1 pseudogene is annotated in these 548 nt (G+C 46.7%); it reads right to left on the bottom strand.

Annotated features, from left to right (window positions below):
• Positions 1–67: 67 nt before the first annotated feature.
• Positions 68–548: pseudogene (locus tag R7Z49_RS26995) on the bottom strand (c-type cytochrome biogenesis protein CcmI); the annotation flags it as partial.

Raw genomic sequence — 548 nt, 5'->3', positions numbered from 1 at the left:
GTTTAGAGTCATACCACTAAATGGGCCCGACATTGAATAAGTGTCATATATCAGAGACAACAACTAACTATTGATACTGTTTATCAATCGTCACTGCAACCGGTTGACCGAATTCAACCACATCGCTTTCGCCATGCCAATCTTGGTCGCGCGTTGCAACGTTGCCATCAGAATCAGCACGTACACGCACGATAAGTTTTTCTAACGATGATAGTTTTTGCCCTTGCATCATCGCATTACCGTCATCTAGCACCACTGTTCGTGGGAACGAACCAAGTGGATAGCGAGCGGCTGCAACCGGCATTGGTGAACCATCAGCACGATGAATTGAGACAATTAACACCGCGTTAGGATCAAGCTGCGCTTCAGGTGCAACATTAATCGTTACTGCGACGCTTTTATCTGGAGAAACCACTTCACCCATTTGTTTGCGTGCATGGTCGATACTGCGTGAAAGGCTTTCGTAACGGCTATCGTCAGGACCGATCATCTGCTGCATGATGCCCCAGTATTTAATTGCTGTGGGGTAATCTTTCCGTGCAAATGCA

Origin of the sequence: Vibrio sp. 1562 (assembly GCF_033340155.1) — a bacterium.
GTDB lineage: Bacteria > Pseudomonadota > Gammaproteobacteria > Enterobacterales > Vibrionaceae > Vibrio > Vibrio alginolyticus.
This window is presented reverse-complemented; position numbering and strand designations above follow the sequence as displayed.